The 15,983-nt window shown below is 67.8% G+C and carries 17 protein-coding genes; 12 read left to right on the forward strand and 5 right to left on the reverse strand.

Translation table 11 applies throughout. The features are described 5' to 3' along the window. Window positions 1-190 precede the first annotated feature (190 nt). Window positions 191-691: a GtrA family protein gene (locus tag JHC79_RS17075; RefSeq protein WP_296392975.1), complete on the forward strand. Its 501-nt coding sequence runs from the start codon at window positions 191-193 to the stop codon at window positions 689-691. A 33-nt stretch (window positions 692-724) separates the two neighbouring features. Next, on the forward strand, window positions 725-1,543 hold the full coding sequence (locus tag JHC79_RS17080) for an SDR family NAD(P)-dependent oxidoreductase (RefSeq protein WP_296392977.1): 819 nt from the start codon (window positions 725-727) through the stop codon (window positions 1,541-1,543). Window positions 1,544-1,563: 20 nt separating this feature from the next. On the opposite strand, the gene JHC79_RS17085 is transcribed toward JHC79_RS17080, so the two are convergent. Genes JHC79_RS17085 through JHC79_RS17095 form a run of 3 tightly spaced genes read right to left on the reverse strand, consistent with a single transcriptional unit; the run spans window position 1,564 to window position 2,602 of the window. Further along, the gene (locus tag JHC79_RS17085; protein WP_296392979.1) at window positions 1,564-1,869 is read right to left on the reverse strand and encodes a hypothetical protein; all 306 of its coding nucleotides are present in this window, start codon (window positions 1,867-1,869) and stop codon (window positions 1,564-1,566) included. Further along, window positions 1,869-2,306, reverse strand: a complete 438-nt coding sequence (locus JHC79_RS17090; RefSeq protein WP_296392982.1) for a hypothetical protein — start codon at window positions 2,304-2,306, stop codon at window positions 1,869-1,871. The genes JHC79_RS17085 and JHC79_RS17090 overlap by 1 nt, the downstream gene beginning before the upstream one ends. After that, a complete protein-coding gene (locus JHC79_RS17095) occupies window positions 2,303-2,602 on the reverse strand; it encodes a hypothetical protein (protein ID WP_296392984.1) in 300 nt (99 codons plus the stop codon). Before JHC79_RS17095 ends, JHC79_RS17090 begins: the two co-directional genes overlap by 4 nt. A gap of 328 nt (window positions 2,603-2,930) precedes the next feature. Between JHC79_RS17095 and JHC79_RS17100 the strand changes: the two genes are divergently transcribed. Then, a complete protein-coding gene (locus tag JHC79_RS17100) occupies window positions 2,931-4,040 on the forward strand; it encodes a hypothetical protein (RefSeq protein WP_296392986.1) in 1,110 nt (369 codons plus the stop codon). On the opposite strand, the gene JHC79_RS17105 is transcribed toward JHC79_RS17100, so the two are convergent. Further along, window positions 4,034-4,672, reverse strand: coding sequence for a TetR/AcrR family transcriptional regulator (locus JHC79_RS17105; RefSeq protein WP_296392988.1), 639 nt, complete (start codon window positions 4,670-4,672; stop codon window positions 4,034-4,036). The two genes, JHC79_RS17100 and JHC79_RS17105, sit on opposite strands and share 7 nt — an antisense overlap. Window positions 4,673-4,780: 108 nt before the next feature. Here JHC79_RS17105 and JHC79_RS17110 point away from each other — a divergent pair, with 108 nt between their 5' ends. From JHC79_RS17110 to JHC79_RS17145, 8 genes are all read left to right on the forward strand, one after another. Further along, entirely contained in the window at window positions 4,781-5,905 is a 1,125-nt protein-coding gene (locus JHC79_RS17110) for a VOC family protein (protein ID WP_296392990.1), read from the forward strand. Continuing rightward, on the forward strand, window positions 5,902-6,846 hold the full coding sequence (locus JHC79_RS17115) for a fumarylacetoacetate hydrolase family protein (protein WP_296392992.1): 945 nt from the start codon (window positions 5,902-5,904) through the stop codon (window positions 6,844-6,846). The genes JHC79_RS17110 and JHC79_RS17115 overlap by 4 nt, the downstream gene beginning before the upstream one ends. Beyond that, entirely contained in the window at window positions 6,843-8,408 is a 1,566-nt protein-coding gene (locus tag JHC79_RS17120; protein ID WP_296392994.1) for a bifunctional 3-(3-hydroxy-phenyl)propionate/3-hydroxycinnamic acid hydroxylase, read from the forward strand. The genes JHC79_RS17115 and JHC79_RS17120 overlap by 4 nt, the downstream gene beginning before the upstream one ends. Beyond that, entirely contained in the window at window positions 8,405-9,601 is a 1,197-nt protein-coding gene (locus JHC79_RS17125; protein WP_296392995.1) for a cytochrome P450, read from the forward strand. Before JHC79_RS17120 ends, JHC79_RS17125 begins: the two co-directional genes overlap by 4 nt. Continuing rightward, complete coding sequence (locus JHC79_RS17130; RefSeq protein ID WP_296392996.1) at window positions 9,598-11,262, forward strand: FAD-dependent monooxygenase; 1,665 nt, start codon at window positions 9,598-9,600, stop codon at window positions 11,260-11,262. Before JHC79_RS17125 ends, JHC79_RS17130 begins: the two co-directional genes overlap by 4 nt. A gap of 114 nt (window positions 11,263-11,376) precedes the next feature. Continuing rightward, on the forward strand, window positions 11,377-12,045 hold the full coding sequence (locus tag JHC79_RS17135; RefSeq protein ID WP_296392998.1) for a TetR/AcrR family transcriptional regulator: 669 nt from the start codon (window positions 11,377-11,379) through the stop codon (window positions 12,043-12,045). Next, window positions 11,984-13,621 carry an acyl-CoA dehydrogenase family protein gene (locus JHC79_RS17140; RefSeq protein WP_296393000.1) on the forward strand — a complete coding sequence of 546 codons (1,638 nt, stop codon included), beginning with the start codon at window positions 11,984-11,986 and terminating at the stop codon, window positions 13,619-13,621. Before JHC79_RS17135 ends, JHC79_RS17140 begins: the two co-directional genes overlap by 62 nt. A gap of 31 nt (window positions 13,622-13,652) precedes the next feature. Beyond that, window positions 13,653-14,702, forward strand: coding sequence for an LLM class flavin-dependent oxidoreductase (locus JHC79_RS17145; RefSeq protein ID WP_296393002.1), 1,050 nt, complete (start codon window positions 13,653-13,655; stop codon window positions 14,700-14,702). 4 nt (window positions 14,703-14,706) lie between these two features. Here JHC79_RS17145 and JHC79_RS17150 read toward each other — a convergent pair whose 3' ends face one another. Continuing rightward, window positions 14,707-15,585, reverse strand: a complete 879-nt coding sequence (locus JHC79_RS17150) for an LLM class flavin-dependent oxidoreductase (protein ID WP_296393004.1) — start codon at window positions 15,583-15,585, stop codon at window positions 14,707-14,709. 214 nt (window positions 15,586-15,799) lie between these two features. On the opposite strand from JHC79_RS17150, the gene JHC79_RS17155 reads away from it, so the two are divergent. Next, window positions 15,800-15,983: BatC protein (locus tag JHC79_RS17155; protein ID WP_296393006.1), on the forward strand; the 184-nt coding region annotated here is incomplete at its 3' end.

Raw genomic sequence — 15,983 nt, forward strand, 5'->3', positions numbered from 1 at the left:
CTGGTGCCGCACCGGCGGGGACGCCCCCGACGAGCAGGGTGGCGACGGTGGACACCGCGATGACGCTGCCGACGACAGCTGATCTGACACTCACGTTGCTGACCCTAGTGCTCTGCGCTCGACCGCCACGCACGAATCCGAAGCACAGCGAAATGGTTCGGCCGCGCGGGCGAGGTTTAGGCTGATCGGCGTGTCCGATGACCAGCTCGCCCCCGGGGAACACCACTCGCACGAGGAGTTCCGCACCCCGCACGCCCCGATGCCGATCGAGCTGCCACTCGACGATCAGGAGGCGTCGACCGACGTCCCCCTGGCCACCCAGCTGACCCGTTTCGTCATCACCGGTGCCGGTTCGGGGGTGCTCGACTTCGGCATCACCTTGCTGTTGCAGTACGTGCTCGGCGCGCCGTACTGGCTGGCCAAGACGGTCGGCTTCATCGCGGGGACCACGACTGCATATCTGATCAACCGCCGGTGGACGTTCCGCGCCGAGCCCAGCCGCGCCCGTTTCATCGCGGTGGTCGCGCTCTATCTGGTGACCTTCGCCGTCCAGGTCGGGATCTATTCGGTGTTGTCGCACGTCTGGCCCGAGGAGATCCTGTACAGCCTGTTCGCGTTCGTCATCGCCCAGGGCACCGCGACGGTCATCAACTTCGCCGTCCAACGGATCGTCATCTTCAAGATCCGCTGATCTTCGAATTCGGCTGATGGCTAGCATCGCCTGATGGAGATTGCAGGCACGGTCGCAGTGGTCACCGGAGGTGGCGCCGGCATCGGCGCCGCGATCGCGAGGGCGATCGTCGCCCACGGGGGGTCGGTCGTCGTCGCCGACCTGAACGCCGAGCGCGTCGCAGCGGTGGCGGATGCCATCAACGCATCCGCGTCGCGGAAGGTCGCGGCATCGGTCGCGGGCGATGTCTCCGATCCCGCGGTCATCGACCGACTCATCGCGACGGCGGAGGAGAGCTTCGGACCGGTCGATCTGTACGTCGCCAACGCGGGAACCACCGCGGGCATGGGTCTCGACTCCGACGACGCCGCGTGGCAGACCGCGCTCGACGTCAACGTCCTCGCGCACGTGCGCGCCGCCCGTGCTCTGGTCCCGGGGTGGGTCGAGCGCGGGCGCGGCTACTTCCTGTCCACCGCCTCGGCGGCCGGGTTGCTCACCCAGATCGGGTCGGTCACCTACTCGGTGAGCAAGCATGCGGCCGTCGGTTTCGCCGAATGGTTGTCGGTCACGTACGGCGACAAGGGTGTCGCGGTCAGCTGTCTCTGTCCGATGGGTGTCAACACCGAACTGCTCAACGCCGGATTCGAGACCGACCGTGACGGGGCATCGGTCGCCGCCAGCGCGGTGACGAGCGCGGGCAACGTTCTCGAACCCGACGATGTCGCCGACGTCGTCATCGAGGCCCTCGGTGACGAGCGGTTCCTGATCCTGCCACACCCCGAGGTGCTGAAGCTGTACCAGCACAAGGGATCCGATTATGGTCGGTGGATCTCGGGGATGCAGCGCTATCAACGGGCGCTGACCGAGGCGTAGCCGCCGTCGACACGTCGGGTCTACTCGTAGAGTCGGATCTGATCGGTGTCGGCGAACACGAGATCACCCGCTGCGGTGAGGACCGCCCAGCGCCGTGCCGCCCGGGCGATCGTGGTCTCGTTGACCTCGACCGCGGCAGCGGTGAACTCGCCGAAGTCGTCGAGGATCCGCCCGGTGGTCTCGGCGTCCGAGTCGGGATGGACGACGACCTCGTCGCCGACCGCCGGACGCCACGCTGCGTTCTCGCCGGCGACGTTCTCGGGTTCCGTGCTCTGGTCGATGTCGTCGATCTCCTGGGTACCGTCACCGTCGGTGCTCGGCACCATCAGGACGCCTGCCGGGTGGAGTCGTCCGGGGATGTGGACGTGATCATCCGCTGGGCCTCGGCCAGCAATGCGTCGTGGTCGGTCGGGGACAGGTCGAGGTGGCGCCGTGCCTCCGCGTGGTCGACGGCGCGCCGCAACCGTTGGCCGAACTCTGCCGGGGTGAGACCGAAGGTCACGAAGATCTCGTCGCTGTCGGCGCCGCCGAACGGTGCCCAGCGTGCGGCGAAGGCCAGCGCCTCGACCGCGGCGTCGATTCCTCGATCGTCGATGACGGCATCCCTGTTCGGGTTGTAGACGCGCATGTGTCGGTGCCCTTCTCGTTCGGTGTCCAGAAATGGTGCGGAGGCGATGAGCAATGCGGCGAGGACCCCGCCAACACAGACCGTCGCCAGTCCCGCGATGACGACGGGGTCGGCGAGCCGCGCGAGTTCACTCATTGGGGTTGCCAGTCCTCCCACGTGATGGTCACGTCGGGTGCGGTGACCAGGGTCCAGGCGGCGAGGACCGCCCGGTGCCACTCGCCGGTGGTGTCGAAGTCCGCCGGCGCCGGTACCCGGACACTGCAGGCCGACCAGTACTCGCCGAAGCGGGTCGTCATCAGTTCGACGACCGCATCGTGTGCGCGGGACTCGCTGGCGTAGACGCCGTGTACGTGCCGTCCGTCCGACCCGCTCTCGACCTCGACGACCCACACCGTTCCCGTCTCGACGCGGGTGCGCGAAGCGATCGTCATCTGGTCTCTCCACGTCGGTCGGATTGGGGCCGTTGCGTATTCGGCCGAGCCGGTGGCTTCCACCAGCACACCCCTCGTCCCGGTTGTCACGCAACGGCTTACATCGGGGTTTACGCGAAGAAACACCTGCTCGGGGGTGGTTTACACTCGTTGCCGGTGGGTTCGACGAGAGGACCGAATGACCGAACGTGACTCAGTTCACACGCTTCTGGAGCATCTGGTGGCTGCTCGGCGGGCGGCCGGGTCGCCGAGTTTACGAACGATCGCCGCGCGGACGGACTACAGCCACACGACTGTGGCGAAGGCGTTCACCGACAGCGTGTCGACGATGTCCTGGCCCGTGGTGGAGGCGGTGGGGGTGGCCGTCGATGCGGACGCCGCGCTCACCCGGCGGCTGTGGTCACGCAACGACGCTCCCGGTCCGGTACCGGCGGGAACGGGCAACCGGGGTCAGCCGCCGACGGCGACCCTGGTCGCGTGGTGCGGTCTGTTGCTCACCGGGGGCGTCGCCATCGCGGTGATGCAGGCCGTCGATCGCAATGTCGCCCACACCACCTTCGTCACCGATCTCGTCCAGGCCGTCTTCGCCGCCGTCGCGGCGGCGGCCTTCGTCCGCCGTGCTCGTCAGGCCCATACGGCCGGTGATCAACGCACCACCAGGTTCTTCGGCGCACTCGCCGCCGGGACACTGGCCTGGACCGCGGGGCAGGTGGCCTGGTTCGTCGCCCGCAACGTCAACCATCAGCCCATCCCGTCGGGACACCTTCACGATGTCGGCTTCCTGCTCATGCCGGTCGGGGTCGGGGTCGCGATGTGGATGCGGGGCGGTGACTACGGCCTCACCCTCGCCTACCGGCCGTGGCAACGCGCGCTGTCGTTGGTCTGCATGGCCGCGGCGACCTACGCCGCGATGATCCTGCTCCTCACCGTGGCCGACCTGCCCGTCGACGGCTTCATCCTGGTCGCCGCGCTCTACCCGACCGGTGACGTGACCCTGGCGCTGATGGCCCTGTCGCCGTTGATCTGCGGGTACCGCGTCGTCGGATCGGTGGTGCTCGCCACCGCGCTCCTCGGCGCCGCGGCCTCTGACATCGGCTACCTGATGATGAAGGCGGACAGCGAGACCCAGATGATGCCGGCCGCAGCGGCGTTGGGATACATAGCGTTCACCATCATCCTCACCATCTACAGCTTCATCGCCCAACGACTTCCGGCCCGGCCGCGTCCGACCCTGCGTTGGGAGAGCCTGACCATCACCACGGTGCACGACGCCGGCACCGCGGGCTGCGCACTTCTCGCGGTCGGGTTCGCGCTGTGCCTGCTCGTCACCCACCCCGATACGGCCGTCGGTGTGGTCGGGGCATGCATCATCGGCCTGACCACCGCGGCCCTCGCCGTGCGGGTCGCGACAGGACGTCGCACCCACCGGCCTCAGTAGAGGGTGGGTTGTACGAGGGTTCGGGTCGAGACCTCGGTGGCCTCTTCTTTGGTGAGACCGAACATGCGCAGGAGGCTCGCGGCGAGATGATCGGCGGCGGAGTCGGCGTCGATGGAGGGATCACGGGCCAGCATGTGCAGACAACCCAGCAGTGACCCGGCTGTGTAGGACAGGGCGGCGGCGAGGTCGTCGATGTCGAGTCGGCCCGACTCCGTGGCCTCTGCGAGATCGCGATACGCCCGCGGGGCGAGCCCGTCGGCGCTGTCGAGGTACTGGAAGCCGACCTGGCTGATGGTCTTGGCCACCCTGGGGTGAGTTGCGCTCAGGCGCACCGACATCCGGACGCCGGCGGCGAAGACCTCAGCCGGATCGGCCAGCCCGGCCGTCGTCTCGTCGAAGAGTCGTCCGTGTAGTTCCAGCATTTCCGCGATCGCCGCATCGAAGAGCTCGGACTTGCTGGTGAAGTGGTTGTAGAAGGACCCCAGGCCGACATCGGCGAGGTCGGTGATGTCGGAGATGGACGCCTCGGTGCCCTTCGGCGTGGCCAGCAGCTGACAGGCGGCGTCGATCAGCGCGGAGCGGGTACGCGCCTTCCGGCGGTCGAGCCGGTTGCCGCCGGAGGTATCGGACACAGCTATCAGCGTAGTGCCTTCAGTAGTGAATCTGATTCCAGAACTGAAGCCTCTTGACGATCGATCGCCTCAGAAGTGACGATTTGTTCAGAAGACAGGAGGTCAACGATGACGATCCCAGCGGAATCCGCGCATGCCGATCTGCACAGTGAGCACGGCGCCCACCCCGGTGATCCGGACGACCGCGCGGCGCAACCGGTCATCAAGATCGTGGACATCGCATGGTTGGAGTTCGAGAAGCAGAACATCGCGCAGGCAGAACGGTTCGCGCACGATTTCGGCTTCACCACCGTCTCGCGCACTGCCGACGAGCTGTCGCTGCGCGGCACGTGGTCGGGTGCACCGTGCATCCTGATCCGCCGCTCGCACCGGTCGCGTTTCGTCGGACCGGCGTTCCGTGCGGCCGGGCACGACGACCTGCTGCGGCTGTCGCGGGAGACCGGACGTCGGGTGTACCCGCTCGGCGACCTCGGTGGCTCCGCCATCGACCTGACCGACCCCTCGGGGATGTCGGTTCGAGTCGTCGCCGACGTCACCGATCTCCCGTCGCTGCCCGATCAGCACCCGCTGACGTTCAATTTCGGCGGTAAGGTCGAGCGATTCAACGCGATCCAGCGCCCGCCGCGCGAGCCCGCCCGTGTTCAGCGCCTCGGTCACGTGGTGATCGAGACGCCGCGGTTCCGCGAGAACCTGGCCTGGTACCAGGAGATGCTCGGCATGATCGTCAGCGATTTCCTGTTCTTCCCCGGACAGCGCAGTCGCGGCCCGAGCATGGCGTTCATCCGGTGCGACCGCGGCAGCGAGGTGGCCGACCACCACACCCTGGCGATGACGCTGGGGCCGATGTCGCGCTACGTCCACAGCGCGTACCAGGTGGCCGACCTCGACGCCGTCGCCGCCGGAGGCGCCTACCTCGCCGACCGCGGATACCACCACGCCTGGGGCATCGGCAGGCACATCCAGGGCAGTCAGCTGTTCGACTACTGGCGTGACCTCGACAAGTTCATGGTCGAACACTTCGCCGACGGGGACATGTTCGACAGCAGCGTCGAGGCCGGGTGGGCGCCGTTCACCGCCAGCGGCCTCGCTCAGTGGGGCCCACCGGTCACCCGGGACTTCCTCGGCGCCAACCCCGATCCCGAGGTGCTCAAGGGTTTCCTCTCGGGACTGAAGAACGACAACGAGTTCGACGTCCACCGACTGCTCGGTCTACTGAAAGTTGCCCGCTCATGACCACGACCGTCCTCCGCACCGCCGCCGGCTGGTGGGTCCAACGTGCCGACACCGCCCGCCCGATCCGCACTGCGGCCACCACCACCGGTGAGCTGCTCGCCGACCGTGCCGCCATCGACGCCGCCGCGGCCGGGAGCGACGCCGACGCCACCCCCGTCGCGGACCTGGACCTGCTCTCGCCCGTCACCGCGCCCTGTCGCGTCGTGGCGCAGATGGTCAACTACCGCAGCCACGCACAGGATTCAGGCATCGATCCGGACCGGGTGTCGGCGACGTTCTTCCGCAAGTCGTCGGGGTCGATCACGGGCCCGTTCGGCGACATCGTGAAGCCGGCGCACGTGAAGCTCCTGGACTACGAGGTCGAGATCGGGTTGGTCGCCGCGACGACGCTCGAGGTCGGAACCACCGTCACCGCCGACACCCTCGGCGAGTTCTTCGCAGGCGTCGTCGTCACCAACGACGTCAGTGCCCGCGACATCCAGCTGCCCAAAACGCAGTTCTACGAGTCGAAGTCGTACCCGACCTTCACCCCCGTCGGTCCCGCGCTGGTCCTGCTCAGCCACGAGGAATGGCGCCGGTTCGACCAGCTGCGACTGCAGCTGTGGGTCAACGGCGAACGCCGACAGAACGGCCGCGTCGGTGGCGACATGATCATCGACCCGGTTGCCGCGCTTGGTGTGCTCACGGGCTTTCAGCGCCTCGATGCCGGGGATCTCCTGCTGACCGGCACGCCCGGCGGCACCGCCCTGTCCGCACCGCCGAAGCCGATCGAGATGATCGGGGCGCTCATCCCGCCGCACGTGAAGTGGAAGCAGTTCTTCAAACGTCAGGCGTCGAACCCGAGGTATCTCGCCGACGGCGACGTCGTCGAGGTACGGATAGCGACCGACGACGGGGCCATCGAACTGGGTCGTCAACGCTGCCACGTGAGATACGCGTGACCTCTCGGCGCGACCCCGTCGTCATCGTCGGCGCTGGGCCGGTCGGTGTCGCGTGCGCTCTGCTCCTGGCCCAGCGTGAGATCGCCAGCGTCGTGCTCGAGCGGCACCGGGAGGTGTACGCGCTGCCCCGTGCGGTGCATCTCGACGACGAGGTGTTCCGCATCCTGCAGGCAGTCGGTGTCGCCGAGCAGTTCGCGCCCGACACCCGTCCGATGCCCGGCATGCGACTGATCAACGGCCGCCGCCGGGTGATGACCGAGTTCGCGCGCGACACCGCCGACGGACGCAACGGCTATCCGCCGGACAGCATGTTCGACCAGCCCGATCTGGAGCGCATCCTGCTGGACCGCGCCGCGACCGTGGATGCGATCGACCTACGACGCGGCTGTGAGGTCACCGAGATCACCCCGGGCGCTCGGCCCACGGTCTGCTTCCGTGACGCCGACGATCAGATCGAGACCATCGCCGCCGCCGCGGTCATCGCGTGCGACGGTGCCAACAGTTTCGTCCGCGAGCAGCTCGGTATCACCATGCGCGACTTCGACTTCGACGAGCAATGGCTGGTCATCGATGTCCGCACCCCGGCGCCGCTCGACGTGTGGGACGGGGTCCACCAGATCTGCGACCCCGCCCGCGCCGCCACGTTCATGCCCGTGACCGGCAACCGGTACCGCTGGGAGTTCCGCGTCTTCGACGGGGAGGACCTGGAATCGTTGCGATCGATCGAGAAGCTGCGAGAGTTGTTGGCACCGTGGATGTCGGCGGCCGAGATCGACGCGTCCGAGGTCATGCGCCAGGCGTTCTACACCTTCCGCGCCCGGGTGGCCCGAACGTGGCGCGTGGACCGCGTCTTCCTCGCCGGCGATGCGGCACACCAGACCCCGCCGTTCGTGGGACAGGGCCTGGGGTCCGGACTACGTGATGCGCACAACCTCGCCTGGAAACTCGCCGACGTCCTCGATGGCGTCGCTACGGAGGCAGTCCTCGACACCTACGAATCCGAACGCAGACCGCACGCCACCCGCATCATCCTCATGGCGTTGGCCGTCGGGTGGGCGCTGACCGGCGGACAGGACGGCCTCGCATCCGCGCGACGTGCGGTGGTCGCGGCCGCCTGTCGCATCCCCGGCATCGGCAACGCGCTACCGGAGGGCACCCCACCGCTGGGTCATGGACCGCTGATCGAACGCCGTGGTCTGCGGAACCGGTTGAACGGCCGAATCTTTCCGCAACCGTGGGTGCGCACCGACGAAGGAGCCCGCCGCCTGGACGATCTGCTCGGACCGGGATACACACTCATCACCCGCGGACCGCTCGATCCCGATGCCGCCGCACGAGTCGTCGAGGCCGGCCTGCACCACGTCGATGTCGATGCCTTGCGGTGTGTCCCGTCGGGGAACCCGACCCCGGCCGCCCTGATGCGCAAACACCGAGCGCACGCCGTGCTCGTCCGACCCGATCGGGTGGTCCGACAGACCGCCCGCACCTCCGCCGACGTCGCCGGTCTCGTCACGATGCTGCACGGCCGAATGATGACCGGGACACCTCAGGTGACTCGATGACGGTGCTCAGCGTCAGCGCGCGGCGAGCGGCACGACGAGACGCCCCCACCGTCGACGTCGATCTGTACGGGGCGTCCGCACTTGTCGATCCGCAGCCGGTCTACCGACAGATCCGTGACGCCGGCCCGGTGGTCTGGCTGCCGAAGCACAAGGTGTGGGCGATGGGTCGCTTCGAGGATGTCCGTGCCGCGTTGCGCGACGACGTCACCTTTCGTAGCGGCACCGGCGTGGCCGCCAACCCCGTCGCCAACCTGCTCGGCCGCAAGACCGTCCTCAACAGCGACGACGATCGCCATTCGAGACGACGCCGGATACTCATGGAGTCGCTGATGTCCCGAGCGATCCGCCCGTCGCTACCCGTCCTGCGCGATGAGGCCGAGGCCACCGTCGGTCGCCTCCTGGAGCGTGAATCGTTCGACGGCATCGCCGATTTCGCATCTCGACTTCCGGTTGCCGCTGTCGCCGACCTCGTGGGCGTGCGGGTGGGCCCGCAGCAGTTGTTGACCTGGGGCGCCAGCACCTTCGACATTCTCGGCCCGGTCAACCGGCGGACGCTGGATGCGACCCCGACCGCGCTGGGACTGTTCCTCTACACAACCCGGTTGCGGCGATCGCGGGTGACGCCCGACGGGTGGGCCGCCAGCGTTTTCGATGCGGCCGACCGTGGTGAGATCAGCAGATCCGAGGCGCGCACGATGGTGATCGACTTCGTCGCCCCCAGCCTCGACACCACCATCCTCGCCACCGGACAACTGCTGTGGAGCCTCGGACGAGATCCCCATCTCTACGCGCAACTCCGCGCCGAGCCCGACCTGATCCCCACCGCGGTGGTCGAGGCCGTGCGACTGGCGTCGCCGGTCCGGGGCTTCACCCGTAGCGTCGCCCACGACACCGACATCGGAGGCGTCCGCCTGCACGCGGGCGAACGGGTGGTGATGCTCTACGCCGCGGCGAACATGGACGAACGGCACTTCGACGAGCCGGAGACCTTCTCACTGCACCGTCGCGGCAGCAACCTCGGCTGGGGACACGGGATGCACACCTGCGTCGGGATGCAGCTCTCCAAGCTCGAGATGCAGACACTGCTGCAGGTTCTGATCACGCGGGTGTCGACCATCGAGGTCAGCGATCCGGTCCACCTGTCGAACAACTGCCTCCAGGGGTTCGACTCCTTCCGAGCGAGGTTCACGTGAGCGCCTGCAGCAGCGACGACGACAGCAGCAGCAGCGCCGCCGGCGGCCGGAACGTCGACGTGATCATCGTCGGCCTCGGACCCACCGGCGCCACCGCGGCGAACCTGCTCGGCCAACGCGGCGTCTCCACCCTCGTCGTCGAACGAGACGACAACATCTACCCCCGACAGCGGGCAATCGCCTCCGATGAGGACGCCCACCGGGTCTGGCAGAATCTCGGCCTGTTCGACGAGATGTCGGAAACCATGTCGTCCGACATCCGGGTGCATTTCAAGCATGGCAACCGCACCTTCATGTCGATGCAGGGCAATGACAGCCGCGACCAAGGCGTGCCGGGCACCGCGTTCTACCACCAGCCCGAACTCGAACGTGTTCTACGCCAGGGCATCGGCCGCTTCCCCATGGTCGACACCGTCGTCGGTATGGAAGCGGTGGGCCTCAACCAGAACGCGGACTCGGTGACAGTGACCCTGCGTCCGGTCGACGGTGGGCCCGAGCAAAAAGTGACCGGTCGGTACGTCATCGCCTGCGACGGCGGCTCCAGCTCGATCCGCAAGCTGTCGGGAATCGGTTTGCCGGGCAGGCACATCGAGGAGCAGTGGTTCGATATCCAGCTGCGTGCCTGGTATGACCTGCCCACCGACGCGCCCCTGGACTTCACCTTCATCTCCGACCCGAAACGCCCGGGCGTCGATTGCCCGTGTCCCATGGGCTACCACCGCGTCGAGTACCGGGTCAACAAAGGCGAGTCCGTCGAACAACTGCAGTCCGAGGCTGGGCTGCGTGGCCTGCTCGCCGAACGCGGCATCGACTACGACCAGGTCGAGATCTTCCGCAGCTGGGGATACACCTTCCACATCCGCCAAGCCGAACGGTGGCGTGACCGCCGGGTCTTCTTGGCCGGCGACGCCGCCCACATCATGCCGCCGTTCGCCGGGCAGGGTGTCTCCTCCGGCGTCCGTGACGTCGCGAATCTCGTGTGGAAGATCGACGCCGTCCTCAATGCCCACGCGGGGGAGGATCTGCTCGATTCCTACGAACCGGAACGACGCCCTAACGTCGAGAAGCTCACGAAATTCAGCCTCGCCATCGGTGGCACCGTCATGCTGGGCAGCAGAATTGCGTCGCATCTGCGCGATGCGGTGTTCATCGCGGCCGCCAGGGTTCCGCTGCTCGGTGGATGGATGACCGGAATCGGACCCAAACCGCTGTATCGCCTGGGCACCTCGGGCGGGTTCTTCGCTCGCGGCGGATCTCGGCGCCGAAGCCTGCGGGGCGAGTTCATCAAGCAGCCTTGGGTTTCCGGCGCCGACCACACCCCAGTACGCCTCGACACAGTCCTCGACAACCGCTGGGCCTGGGTTGGGTTCCGTGAATCCCCCATCCCCGCGGCGCTGGCCGCCGCCGGGGTCGCCGAGATCCGACTCGATCGGGCCTCGGCGATCGCCGACCACAACGTCGCGGCCGGACACCACGTCGACACCGAACGCATTCTCGAGCGCCAACTCCGCCGTGGCCGCGTACACGCGGTCCTCGTCCGACCTGACCGATTCATCTATGCAGGTGACCGCGAGATGACGCGATCCGACATCGAGCGGGTCGCCGCCGCCGTGGTCACCGGTCCGGCCGATGCGCAGCTCTCGAATGCTGGGAGTCGATAAATCGGCTCTGAGCACCACGGCGTGGTCGTGGGGTCGATGCCTGCGCCCAGACGCACGAGAAATCGACAGTATCGACCGTTGACGTAAGAACGGAATCAGTGTTCACTGCTTGGCATGGCGTATCGCCGCACTCCAGCGGTTCAACAGCGACTCGACGACCTGAGGTCGCGGCTCGTCGACGCCGCGATCGCCCAGGTGGCCGAGCACGGGTACGCGGGCTGTTCGATCTCCGCGGTGGCCTCGGCGGCCGGGGTCGGTACCGGCACCGTCTATCGGCACTTCGCGAACAAGGGTGAGCTGTTCACCGAGGTGTTCCGCATCGTCTGCACCCACGAGGTCGACGCGATGGCCGACGCGGGCGCGCAGGCCCGAGATCGCGACGGCCGGTGGGTCGAGGCCGTGACCGCGTCGGTGTGCACCTTCGCCGAACGGGCGCTCCGTGCACCGACGCTCGCCTACGCCCTGCTCGCCGAGCCGGTCGACCCTCAGGTCGACACCGAACGTCTGCGGTTCCGTGAGGCCTTCCGCGACGCGATCGCCATCGCCATCGATGCCGCGGTCGACGCCGGTGAGATCCCCTCGCAGGACAGCGCCTTCACCGCGGCCTGCATCGTCGGCGCCATCGGCGAGTCGTTGGTGCTGCCCCTGGCGCGCGGTACCGCCGACCCGTCTGTCATCCCGTCCATCACCACCTTCACCCTCCGATCACTAGGGAGTTCCGATGCACACCACCCACGAGGTCTTCAATCAGGTTCCGCCGCTGCAGGATTACGATGCGGCTGAGTACGCCCCGATCCTCGAGGCCCTGAGCCGCGAGGGGGCCGACGACGCGCTGGAGACCATCCACGAGGTGGGTCGGGCGGCGGGAAGTGCCGACGCGCAGCGTCTCGGCGACCTCGCCGAGGAGCACCCGCCCGTCCTGCACACCCACGACCGCTACGGTCACCGCGTCGACGAGGTCGTCTACGACCCCGCCTATCACCAGTTGATGACGAAGGCCGTCGATCTCGGTCTGCACGCCGCGCCCTGGGCGGACGACAACCCGCACGCCCACCTCATCCGCGCCGCCAAGCTGTCGGTGTGGGGTCAGGTCGATGCCGGTCACCAGTGCCCCATCTCGATGACCTACGCCGTCGTTCCGGCGTTGCGCCACAACGCCGAACTGGCCGCGCAGTACGAACCGTTGCTGTCCAGCCGTGTCTACGACCCGACGTTGTCGGTGCCGCTGGACAAGCCCGGCCTCATCGCGGGGATGTCGATGACCGAGAAGCAGGGCGGATCCGATGTCCGATCCGGCACCACCCGCGCCGTCCCGCAGGCCGACGGCAGTTACCTGATCACCGGGCACAAGTGGTTCACCTCGGCGCCGATGTCGGACGTGTTCCTGGTGCTTGCGCAGGCACCCGGCGGCCTGTCGTGTTTCTTCCTGCCCCGCGTGCTGCCCGACGGCACGCGCAACCGGATGTTCCTGCAGCGTCTCAAGGACAAGCTCGGCAACCACTCCAACGCCAGCAGCGAGATCGAGTACGACGAGGCGACGGCATGGCTGGTCGGCGAGGAGGGCCGCGGTGTCCCGACCATCGTCGAGATGGTCAACATGACCCGCCTCGACTGCATCATCGGATCGTCGACCGGCATGCGCGCCGGCGTCCACCAGGCCACCCACCATGCGGTGCACCGCAGCGCATTCGGTGCCGCGCTGGTCGATCAGCCGCTGATGCGCAACGTCCTCGCCGACCTCGCCGTCGAGGCGGAGGCGTCGAGCACCGTCGCGATGTGGCTGGCCGCTCTCACCGACCGCGCGACCGCGGGCGACGACCGCTCCATCGGCCTGCGACGGATCTCCTTGGCCGTCAGCAAGTACTTCGTGTGCAAGCGCGGTCCGATCCACGCGGCCGAGGCCCTGGAGTGCCTGGGCGGCAACGGATACGTCGAGGAATCACGGATGCCCCGTCTCTACCGAGAGGCACCCCTGCTGTCGGTGTGGGAGGGCTCCGGCAACGTCGCGGCGCTCGACACCCTGCGCGCCATGGTCAAGCAGCCCGAGACCCTGCAGATCTTCTTCGACGAGCTCGACAGCGCCGGCGACGCCGACCCGCGGCTCGACGCGGCGGTGGCCGCGCTGAAGGACCAGTTCTCCGACTTCGACACGATGCAGCACCGAGCCCGTCGGGTCGTCGGCGACATGGCACTCGCGCTGCAGGGAGCGCTGCTCGTGCGTTACGGTCACCCGTCGGTCGCCGACGCCTTCTGCGCGAGTCGCCTCGCCGGGGACTGGGGCAGCGTGTTCGGGACACTGCCCACCGGCGTCGACACCGCTGCGATCATCGACCGTGCGACCCCCAAGATGGGGTCGTAGCGAAACGTTCGTCCGAAAGGGACTCACCAGCATGCAGATCGGCATCGACAACTTCGTCTCCTACGTCGTCGAATACGACACCGGTCGGGAGATCGATGCGCCGACCCGCATCGCGGACCTGCTCGAGGAGGTCGAACTCGCGGACCGCTCCGGCGTCGACATCTACGGCATCGGCGAGCACCACCGGGCCGATTTCTACGACTCCGCCCCGACGGTGCTGCTGGCCGCCGCCGCGGCCCGCACCACCGACATCCGGCTCACCAGCGCGGTGTCGGTGCTCTCGGCCGAGGATCCGGTGCGGCTGTTCCAGCAGTTCGCCACCATCGATCTCATCTCCGGCGGGCGTGCCGAGATGGTCGTCGGTCGGGGGTCGTTCACCGAGGCGTTCCCGTTGTTCGGTCTCGACTTCCAGGACTACGACTCGTTGTACGCCAGCAAGCTCGATCTACTTCTGAAGATCCGCGAGGACCCGTCGTCGGTGACCTGGTCGGGGCGCCACCGCGCGCCGCTGACCGGCCAGGGCGTCTACCCGCTGCCGGTGCAGGAGCGGATCCCGGTGTGGCTCGGGGCCGGTGGGAGTCCGGAGTCCTTCGTCCGCGCCGGCCGGCTGGGCCTGCCGCTGATGGTCGCGATCATCGGCGGGGAACCGCGACGGTTCTCGCCCCTCATCGAGCTCTACCGCGAGGCGGGTCGCCGCTCCGGTTTCGGCCCCGAGGAACTCAAGGTGGGCATCCACGTCCCCGGTCTCGTCGCCGACACCGACGACGACGCCGCAGCGGCCGCGTATCCCGGATGGGCCGATCTGTTCGGCAACGTCGCGCGTGAGCGGGGTTTCCCGGTTCCGGGCCGAGCGGAGTTCGACGCCATGACGGGACCGCACGGTTCGCTGTTCGTCGGCTCTCCCGACACCGTCTCCCGCAAGATCGTGCGGGTGTCCGACGATCTCGGCGGCCTCGACCGGCTGACGGTGCAGATGACCAACACCAAGCTGCCGCACCCGGCGATGCTTCGTGCGATCGAATTGCTCGGGACGCAGGTGAAGCCGCAGGTGGCCGAACTCGTCCGTCAGGCGGGCAGCTGACCCGTCAGCCGTTGACCTTGCTGATCACGTTGTCGGCGAACATCCGCAGGTTGTCGAGTTTGCGCTGCAGCGGCTCGGTGTCGGGGCCGTTGATGTAGGGGATCCGGAAGCCGACGATCACGTCGGTGATCCCTTTGTCCTCCAGGCGTTTACAGCCATCCGGTGTGTAGGCGTCGTAGGAGATGACGTGGATCTCGAAGGGGTCGTTCAGCTTTCCCTCGCCCTTGCGGATGTCGTGCAGCTTCGCCAGCAGGGCGTCGAGCTCCTCCGGTTGGCCGCCGCCGTGCATCCAGCCGTCGCCGCGGACCACCGCGCGCTTGAGCGCGAGGTCGGCGTGCCCGCCCACCAGCAGCGGGATCGGTTGGGTCGGCGCGGGGCTCATCTTGATGCGCTGGAAGTCGTAGAACTCGCCGTGGAACTCGAAGTACTCGCCGGTGGACAGTCCGCGGATGATGTCCATGCACTCGTTCATCCGCTTGCCGCGACGCGCGAAATCGACGCCCATGATGTCGTAGTCCTCCGGCCATGGGCTGGTGCCGACGCCGAGCGCGAGACGATTGTTCGTCATGTACGCCACCGACATCGCCTGCTTGGCGACCAACACCGGTGGGCGCACGGGCAGCTTCAGCACGAACGGGTTGAACCGGATCGTGCTCGTCACCGCGCCCATGGCCATGGCCTGGATGAAGGTCTCGATGAACGCCTTGCCGTCGAGGAACTCGCGGTTGCCGTCCTCGGTGTAGGGGTAGGTGGAGTCGGACTCCTCCGGGTAGGCCAGCGAGTCGGGGATGGTGAAGCCCTCGTACCCGGCCTCCTCGGCCGCCACCGCGAGGTCCGGGTAGAACCGCGGGTCGGTCATCGCCTCGGCAAACGTGAATCGCATCGTTGGTCTCCTCGCTCGGACTGCGTCCGACAATTAGAACACGTTCTACCTTGCTGGCCGTCCGAATCGACAGTCCCCGGAGGGGAATCGGACCGTCATACCAGCCTTACCGTCACCGAGATCGCCGTGCCCCCAACGGCCGCGGGGACACACCCTGCGGTGGTAAACAGGAACGGTTGGATCTCTGCACAGCCCACGCGACGAAAGGCACATCATGGCTCTCGACGATGACGACATCACGACCACCAACGGCGGTGGCGAAGGCCCGGCCGACGGCGGTTCGAACCCCGGCGGACACGACGGCGGCGCGGACGGCTCGGCCGGCGCGGGTGAAGGTCCCGCCGACGGCGGCTCGAACCCCGATGGGCACGACGGCGGCGCGGACGGCTCGGCCGGCG

This window comes from Williamsia sp. (genome assembly GCF_016462415.1).
In the GTDB taxonomy this organism is placed as follows: Bacteria; Actinomycetota; Actinomycetes; order Mycobacteriales; family Mycobacteriaceae; genus Williamsia_A.

Coding starts and splice junctions, on each gene's coding strand:
- JHC79_RS17080 (WP_296392977.1), top strand. CDS start 725: ATGGAGATTGCAGGCACGGTCGCAGTGGTCACCGGAGGTGGCGCCGGC.
- JHC79_RS17085 (WP_296392979.1), bottom strand. CDS start 1,869: ATGGTGCCGAGCACCGACGGTGACGGTACCCAGGAGATCGACGACATC.
- JHC79_RS17090 (WP_296392982.1), bottom strand. CDS start 2,306: ATGAGTGAACTCGCGCGGCTCGCCGACCCCGTCGTCATCGCGGGACTG.
- JHC79_RS17095 (WP_296392984.1), bottom strand. CDS start 2,602: ATGACGATCGCTTCGCGCACCCGCGTCGAGACGGGAACGGTGTGGGTC.
- JHC79_RS17100 (WP_296392986.1), top strand. CDS start 2,931: ATGTCCTGGCCCGTGGTGGAGGCGGTGGGGGTGGCCGTCGATGCGGAC.
- JHC79_RS17110 (WP_296392990.1), top strand. CDS start 4,781: ATGACGATCCCAGCGGAATCCGCGCATGCCGATCTGCACAGTGAGCAC.
- JHC79_RS17115 (WP_296392992.1), top strand. CDS start 5,902: ATGACCACGACCGTCCTCCGCACCGCCGCCGGCTGGTGGGTCCAACGT.
- JHC79_RS17125 (WP_296392995.1), top strand. CDS start 8,405: ATGACGGTGCTCAGCGTCAGCGCGCGGCGAGCGGCACGACGAGACGCC.
- JHC79_RS17135 (WP_296392998.1), top strand. CDS start 11,377: ATGGCGTATCGCCGCACTCCAGCGGTTCAACAGCGACTCGACGACCTG.
- JHC79_RS17140 (WP_296393000.1), top strand. CDS start 11,984: ATGCACACCACCCACGAGGTCTTCAATCAGGTTCCGCCGCTGCAGGAT.
- JHC79_RS17145 (WP_296393002.1), top strand. CDS start 13,653: ATGCAGATCGGCATCGACAACTTCGTCTCCTACGTCGTCGAATACGAC.
- JHC79_RS17150 (WP_296393004.1), bottom strand. CDS start 15,585: ATGCGATTCACGTTTGCCGAGGCGATGACCGACCCGCGGTTCTACCCG.